Raw genomic sequence first — 7,041 nt, 5'->3', positions numbered from 1 at the left:
ATTTTCACTTCTTAATTAGTTGTATCTTTCGGGTATGAAATCTGAGATAGAGAAATTGACCCCGGGAAGTTATTTCTACTTTCGTATTGATTCTCTTTATTATTTGTTTCAATTATTGGAATTTTCCACTGATCAAATCCTGGTTCAGCGCTTTTGGTCGAGCACGAATGTTCCTTCAATGGAAAAATTACACCAGTTTGATATCAAAAGTGCCTGTTCGGAGTTCGATGAAGTATTCGATGAATTAGTTTATATCGGAAAGGAAGAAATCACAGAAAACCAGCGACAAGAAATCGCCCAGTTTCTAAAAATCAAGGCAGCTAAAATTGCACGGAATTCCGGGTTCTTAATCTTGAAAAAACAAGCTGTCGAAGCTTTTGAAAAAGGAGAATATCAAGAGGCTGTTCGCTTGTTTTCGCTTGCAGCCCCTTATTCCAAATACGATATTGAATTGTATGAAAAGCGCGGGTTGTGTTACCTGAAATTGGGTCAGTATTCCGATGCTTTAGCGGATTTCGACTATTACCTGATTCACGATCCCGGCAATGAAATTGTCCGGTCAGCAGCAGAATTGGCAAAGAAAGAATACAATAAAAGAGTGAACTAATTACTTTAAATCAATTATTTTCCACCTTTTCAATTTTACATTTTCACTTATTTAAACCCAATCCTTCAACACTTTCTTAGCGAGTTTTTTACGCAATTTTCGCAATACTTTGTCTCTTGAATTGATTCCTCCGATTTTCAACAAATCCGTGTAAACCAATTTCCCGTCTCTGTAAAAATGGAATTCAAACGTCACAGAAACGATATCTTCCTTATAGATCGGGAACAAGTTGTCCGCCGCCAGGTCTTCCGCCAAAGTCATGTTTCCGGATGAAGGTTTAAATCGGTTGTCGAATCCACGAACAGAAACCAGCATCAACGTATTGATTCCTTTGGCCGCAAGCATTTGTGTAACGGAATCCGTCATCAACACCTGCGGATCCCCTCCTGCTTTTAAAACATTAAGAGAAACCATGTTTTTCACTTTCACATTTGAAAGCACATCCGAAACCGCAATTTCCAATGAAAACTGGTCTGCCTGCTTGTCAAGATGACTTACAACCAGCGTATTTCTCAATTTTAACGGAGGAAATTTTGCTTGTCCGAATCCAACAAGGCATAGACCCAAAAACAGGAAGCTCAACAGTAACTTTTTCATAATTAGAATATTTTTTCTGCAATTGTTTTAACACTTTCGGAAGTCGACATGGTATAATAGTGAATTCCAGGCACGTTTGCCTTTTTCAATTCTTGTGATTGATGAATTCCCCATTCTACGCCTACCTCAAATACTTCTTTATTCGTCTTGCACTTGATCAAATCCTTGCTCAGTTCTTCCGGCAGATCAATATGGAAAACTTTCGGTAGAAACGAGATATGATTTAAAGTTGTGATCGGTTTGATTCCCGGAATAATCGGAACATTGATCCCTACTGCTCTGCATGCATCCACAAACGCAAAGTATTTCTGATTATTGAAGAACATTTGCGTCACAATATACTCCGCTCCGGCATCTACTTTTGCTTTGAGATAAAGCAAATCCGTGCTCAGGTTCATTGCTTCAAAATGCTTTTCGGGATATCCAGCCGCCCCGATACAAAAATCCGTTGGCGCGAGTTTAATATCGTCTACCAAATAACGCCCCTGGTTCATATCCGTAATCTGATTGATCAGTTCTACGGCATATTTATGTCCCTCCGGATCCGGTTTAAAGGTTGATTCTGTTTTAATCGAATCACCTCTTAGTGCCAATACATTGTCTATTCCCAAAAACTGCAAATCAATCAATGCGTTTTCAGTTTCTTCACGGGAAAATCCCCCACAGATCAAATGGGGAACGGCATCTACATAATACTTGTTCATGATCGCCGCACAAATCCCAACAGTTCCGGGTCTTTTTCGGATCGCTATCTTTTCAAGAAGGCCTTTTTCGCGTTCTTTGTAGATAAACTCTTCCCTGTGATAGGTGACATTTATGTATTTTGGTTTGAATTCCATCAATGGATCAATACCATCGTAAATAGATTGAATATTCGCTCCTTTTAGCGGAGGTAGAATTTCAAAGGAAAATAGCGTGTCTTTCGCTGTGTTTAAATGATCGATAACTTTCATGCCTTCAGAGAGGATATATTATAAATTGGAATCAAAGATACATCAAATCTTATCTCACGTGCTTTTTTCAACAAAAATCCCGTTTTGCAAATAATGTTAAAAAGAACTTCGTAATGAAACAAAATCAAAAAGTCTCCGTTATCTTTGTATACGCTAATATCAGAAGCATCTAAAATACTTTGGTACGTTATTTGCTAATGAATTAGAGGTTAGTTTTCATAAGTAGTAGTAGTTTAGGTTGGAACAAGAGAGGAGCGCCCGCTTCTCTCTTGTTGTTTTTAAGCCTTTTTTCCGGAAGGAACTATTTCCCAAAAACCCAATTTCCCAATATTGGGACGAGACTCCCAAAATCACAATACAATATGATATAGACAGCCCATTTTTAAAGGGTTTCGGAAAGATTCAACTGGTCAGAATCGCTTCCAATTCCTGCTGATACTCGTTAAAAGACGTTAATTACAACATTGTGACGTACCAAAACAAAAAAATCCCCGTTAGAGGATTAATAAGTAGTAGTAGTTAGGTTTAGTTAGGTAGCGTGTGAAGAGAGACTTTATTTCCAGTCTCTCTTCTTTTTTTACTCTTTTACCAATGCTCCCGATAAATCCACCAGATACGAATCATTGTTCCCCAGATTTTCCCAAACCAGTTTGATGCGTTTTCCGTTAAACGAATCTACATAATAAGCAATTCCCAGGTTCTCGTAAAAATGCTGATCCAGTTCTCTGAAAGGAAGATTTCCGAATTTCGGATTTGGTGGAACCTTGCTTCCCGGCAAAACGACCAGGTGCTCGCCGTTATTCATCTTCCATTCTCCTAAGGTCTTTGAGTTGATGTATTTGGTATAAACCGGTTCTTTTTTGCTATTCTGAAACACCATAATCAAAACCATCAAATCGGTTTCATTGTGAAACTCCACAGCGATCTGACCCGTCTTTTTATCGAGGTTTTTCGTGTTGATATAGGGTTTTGTAAATTTGTTTTCCCTGGTGAAAAATTTGGTGAACGGAACAGAATCATTGTCTCCCCACTGTTGATGCAATTTTTGGAAAACCTCGTTCTTCCAACTGCGTTTCTTGATTAAATCGGTGCCAACAAACGGAATATTGGAATCCAGCTGCGCATCATTTACCATGTGTTCTTCACTCTTTACGTCTTTGATGATTGAGTCGAGTTTCTGACGCTCTTCCTTGCTCAAAGACATATAAGCCGTTTGTTCCTGCGCAAGATCCTGTTCCGGATCTGCCTCTACAAAAAACAAAGCAATGATTCCTCCGGCACACAAAACAAAGATGAGAATGATCGCACTTAATCTCAACCAGGAAACGCGCGTCGATTCAACCACTATTTTCCCCTTTTTGACATCCGTTCCGAATTCGCTCAGTTGTTTTTTATGTTCTGTCGTGTAGTTTATCGCCAGCAGTTTATTGCTCAGGTAGATCAAAAAACGGGTAGAACTTTTGGGATGGTAGGCCATGCTCATGAAAAATTCCAGCAATTGCGTTTTAACGCGGTAATGATTTACATTCAGCAAGTTTAAAGCAGCAATGAGATTGGGAGTGAGAAAAGTATCAATCTGCCGGTGTAAATCCGCATCTCTTTTAACCTTTTTCAAAGTCTTCTCAAGCAATTCTTTCTGTTCAAAAACCCATTCCGAAAGCGAATCCTGAACCAGGTTTTGCCGGTAATTAGGCAATAGAATGGAATAGCTCATCAAGAAATGAATATTCTTATCCGAGATACTGTTCAACCTTTCCGTGAAAATCGGGTAAAGAAACGGTTCTATAAAAGCCGTGTATTCTCTGAACAAAGCGTGTTCCTGAATCCGGGAATTGTCTGTAAATAATTCCGTAAAATCCCTTTTTTCAATGAGTTGAATTAACGAGCGGTTTTCTTCCGTCCAGGAAATAAAAACGAGTTTTTTCTGATCTGAACAATTCTCAAAAAAATGAACGCGTTCTTTTTCAGAAGCATCCGGAAATACCTTTCGGCAACTTTCCAAAAAAGCTTCCCTCTGATCTTCGGAAACGGGAAAATGAAGATCCGGATTTTCTTTTTTTAAAGTGCTTAAGCGTAGATACTTCATGACATGTGATTGATGGCCTGAAAGTACTATTTTTCTCCCAACAAACAGCGCTAGCGCTTCAGAATCTGTGCCGCTTTCTGAACTTCTTTATCGTAAGAACCGATCACAAAAAAGTAACCTTCTTCGATAAACAACTGACGGGCTATTTCCGCTTTCAGAATGTGTTTGATCAAACCTTCACTTCGTGCAAATTCATCTGCCCGGTATGGAATACCCAATTTTTCACCGTCTTTTATCAAGGCCTGAACCAGGGTTTTCGGTGCGGAAAAACTACTGCTGAATTGTTGAATGGAAGACCAGGAAGAGCGTTTGTTCGCTACGAAATCAAAAGCCGCCTGCTGAAATGCTCCCGCATATCTTAAAGACAAATAATACAAGGTCGAGTTTAAAGTATCGAGCGGAACAAAAATATCCGGCATGATTCCACCTCCGTCATAAACGGTTCTTCCTTTTAGCGTCTTGAATTTGTTCGCGTTCTTGAAAACCGACGAATCCGGTGCGAAATATTCTCCGTTATCTCTGCGTTTTTCATTGCTGTGGTAGTAATCTTCGTAACTCTCTCCGAACGGTTTTTGAATACAACGTCCGGAAGGTGTGTAATAACGGGCAATTGTCAACCGGACATCACTTTTGTCGGAAAGAGAGAAATCCTGCTGAACCAATCCTTTTCCGAAAGATCTTCTTCCAATAATAGTTCCCCGGTCGTTATCCTGAATTGCGCCGGCTAAAATTTCCGATGCAGAAGCAGAATTTTCGTTGATCAAAACAACCAGCGGAGTACTTTCCAACAAACCTCCCGATCTTGAATAACGGGTTGTGTTTGCGTATTTTTTCCCTTTGATGATGACAATTTTTTGTCCTGCAGGTAAAAACTCATCCGCAATTTTCACTGCTCCGTCCAAAACGCCGCCACCGTTGTCGCGCAGATCGAAAATCAGTTTTTTCATTCCTTTGCTTTTCAATTGCTGCGCAGCAAAATGGAACTCGTCTGCACTTGAAACGGAAAAATTATCCAAACGGATATAGCCGATGTTTCCTTCCAGCATCTGAGCACAAACAATGGATGGAATCGGAATAATTCCGCGGGAAATCGTTTTCTCTATTTTTTTGGAATCCCGGTAAAGCTGAACCTGAACTTTGGTATTCGGATCTCCTTTCAGTTTTCCCAACACATCTTCATTCTTGATCTTTTTATGGGCAATGTTTTTCCCGTCGATCATCAAAATCTTATCTCCGGCCAAAACTCCTGCTCTCGCTGAAGGGGAATTCAGAATGACATTTGTCACACACAAGGTATCGCGGATAATCGCAAAGCGGATTCCGATTCCCCCGAATTTTCCGTCGATCTGTTCATTCACAGACTTCATGTCCTCATACGGAATGTAATTCGAGTGCGGATCCAATTCATGAAGCATGTCCGAAATCGTCTTTTCGAACAATTTCTTGCTTTCTATGGAATCCACGTATTCACGATCCAGCAAACTGATAATCTCCTGCATTTTGGAATACGATCCCAATTGATTCGGAGGTGTTTCAACCTGGTTTAATTTTGATCCGATCAGCAATCCGACGGCAAGAAAAACCATCAACAATACCGGATAAACAAAGGCGTATTTTTTATTCATTTAATTTGGGTCTGGGATATGAACAACTTCAACACCTGCGCTTTTAAGGAAATCAACGCCCATAGTGTCTTTATATTCCGTCATGTAAACAACACGTCTGATTCCGGCCTGAAGAACCAGCTTGCTGCAATCTTTGCACGGAGAAAGCGTAATAAAAAGTGTTGCACCGCTGCAATCGTTCGTAGAACGTGCCACTTTCAAAATAGCATTTGCTTCTGCATGCAATACGTACCAATGTGTTTCGCCCTCCTGGTTTTCACAACAATTCGGGAAACCGGCCGGAGTACCATTATAACCGTCAGAGATAATCCTTCCGTCACGTACGATCAAAGCACCTACTTTTTTTCGTTCGCAATGCGATAATTCCGCCCAGGTTTGAGCCATTCTCAAATAGGCCTTGTCATAACGCAATCTTTTCTCTTCTGTAATTTCTCTTTCTTGTTCTACAAACATCTTACAAAGATAGAATTTAATCAGGTAAGGTAAATTTATATCCTACTCCTCTGATTGAATGAAAAAACTGCGGATTTTTCGGATCTTCTTCAAAAATCTTTCTAAAACTCAGAATGTAATTGTCAATCGTTCGTCCGGTCGGAAACTGATCATTGGTCCACAAGGTATTTAAAATTTCATCGCGTGAAACGACCTCATCTTTTTTGGAAAAAAACAATTGAATTAACTCCATTTCACGCTTGCTCAATTCCTGCTTTTCATTCGAAATCGTATTTTCCACTTCAAACGAAGCAGGCAACACCTTGTATTTTCCAATCCGGATTTCGGACGGAATGACCACTTGTTTTTTGATGGGCTGAACCAGGATCGAGCAACGCAGAATAAATTCTTCGAGATCAAAGGGTTTCGGCAGATAATCATTTGCACCCAATTTCAATCCGGCAATGCGGTCAATGGTATTTCCTTTTGCTGAAACGAAAATAATCGGGATGACGGAAACTTCTCTGTAAGCACGGCAGATATCCAGCCCGCTTACTTCCGGCAGCATCACATCGAGAATAACCAAATCGTACTGATCCACTTGATCCTTCATCATCAAAGCTTCTCTTCCGTTGCTTACAGTTGTTACCGAATAACCCTCCAATTCCAGGTTAAACTGAATTATTTCCAACAAACTCTGCTCGTCTTCGATAACCAATACTTTATTCATGCGACAAACTT

7 protein-coding genes are annotated in these 7,041 nt (G+C 40.0%); 1 reads left to right on the top strand and 6 read right to left on the bottom strand.

Annotation, left to right across the window (positions count from 1 at the left end; all coding sequences use genetic code 11):
* Nucleotides 1-34: 34 nt before the first annotated feature.
* Nucleotides 35-607, top strand: a complete 573-nt coding sequence (locus tag Q1V93_RS01145) for a tetratricopeptide repeat protein (protein WP_300660326.1) — start codon at nucleotides 35-37, stop codon at nucleotides 605-607.
* Nucleotides 608-658: 51 nt separating this feature from the next.
* Here the strand turns inward: Q1V93_RS01145 and Q1V93_RS01140 are convergent, their stop codons facing one another.
* The 6 genes from Q1V93_RS01140 to Q1V93_RS01115 all read right to left on the bottom strand — a co-directional run bounded on the left by Q1V93_RS01140 (nucleotide 659) and on the right by Q1V93_RS01115 (nucleotide 7,030).
* The gene (locus Q1V93_RS01140) at nucleotides 659-1,204 is read right to left on the bottom strand and encodes a hypothetical protein (protein WP_300660324.1); all 546 of its coding nucleotides are present in this window, start codon (nucleotides 1,202-1,204) and stop codon (nucleotides 659-661) included.
* A gap of 2 nt (nucleotides 1,205-1,206) precedes the next feature.
* Nucleotides 1,207-2,157, bottom strand: coding sequence for a methylenetetrahydrofolate reductase [NAD(P)H] (metF, locus tag Q1V93_RS01135; RefSeq protein ID WP_300660321.1), 951 nt, complete (start codon nucleotides 2,155-2,157; stop codon nucleotides 1,207-1,209).
* Nucleotides 2,158-2,734: 577 nt separating this feature from the next.
* The gene (locus Q1V93_RS01130; RefSeq protein WP_300660318.1) at nucleotides 2,735-4,243 is read right to left on the bottom strand and encodes a hypothetical protein; all 1,509 of its coding nucleotides are present in this window, start codon (nucleotides 4,241-4,243) and stop codon (nucleotides 2,735-2,737) included.
* A gap of 50 nt (nucleotides 4,244-4,293) precedes the next feature.
* Complete coding sequence (locus Q1V93_RS01125; protein WP_300660315.1) at nucleotides 4,294-5,868, bottom strand: S41 family peptidase; 1,575 nt, start codon at nucleotides 5,866-5,868, stop codon at nucleotides 4,294-4,296.
* Complete coding sequence (locus Q1V93_RS01120; protein WP_300660313.1) at nucleotides 5,869-6,321, bottom strand: dCMP deaminase family protein; 453 nt, start codon at nucleotides 6,319-6,321, stop codon at nucleotides 5,869-5,871.
* Between the two features lie 16 nt (nucleotides 6,322-6,337).
* Nucleotides 6,338-7,030 carry a response regulator transcription factor gene (locus tag Q1V93_RS01115; RefSeq protein WP_300660310.1) on the bottom strand — a complete coding sequence of 231 codons (693 nt, stop codon included), beginning with the start codon at nucleotides 7,028-7,030 and terminating at the stop codon, nucleotides 6,338-6,340.
* Nucleotides 7,031-7,041: the final 11 nt, after the last annotated feature.

Origin of the sequence: Fluviicola sp., from assembly GCF_030151805.1 — a bacterium.
Lineage (GTDB): Bacteria > Bacteroidota > Bacteroidia > Flavobacteriales_D > Crocinitomicaceae > Fluviicola.
The sequence above is the reverse complement of the archived record's forward strand: the minus strand, read 5'-3'. Positions and strand labels throughout refer to the sequence as shown.

Bases quoted from the DNA above. Each gene is read 5' to 3' on its own strand.
- Q1V93_RS01145 (WP_300660326.1), top strand. From the start codon at position 35: ATGAAATCTGAGATAGAGAAATTGACCCCGGGAAGTTATTTCTACTTT.
- Q1V93_RS01140 (WP_300660324.1), bottom strand. From the start codon at position 1,204: ATGAAAAAGTTACTGTTGAGCTTCCTGTTTTTGGGTCTATGCCTTGTT.
- metF (WP_300660321.1), bottom strand. From the start codon at position 2,157: ATGAAAGTTATCGATCATTTAAACACAGCGAAAGACACGCTATTTTCC.
- Q1V93_RS01130 (WP_300660318.1), bottom strand. From the start codon at position 4,243: ATGAAGTATCTACGCTTAAGCACTTTAAAAAAAGAAAATCCGGATCTT.
- Q1V93_RS01125 (WP_300660315.1), bottom strand. From the start codon at position 5,868: ATGAATAAAAAATACGCCTTTGTTTATCCGGTATTGTTGATGGTTTTT.
- Q1V93_RS01120 (WP_300660313.1), bottom strand. From the start codon at position 6,321: ATGTTTGTAGAACAAGAAAGAGAAATTACAGAAGAGAAAAGATTGCGT.
- Q1V93_RS01115 (WP_300660310.1), bottom strand. From the start codon at position 7,030: ATGAATAAAGTATTGGTTATCGAAGACGAGCAGAGTTTGTTGGAAATA.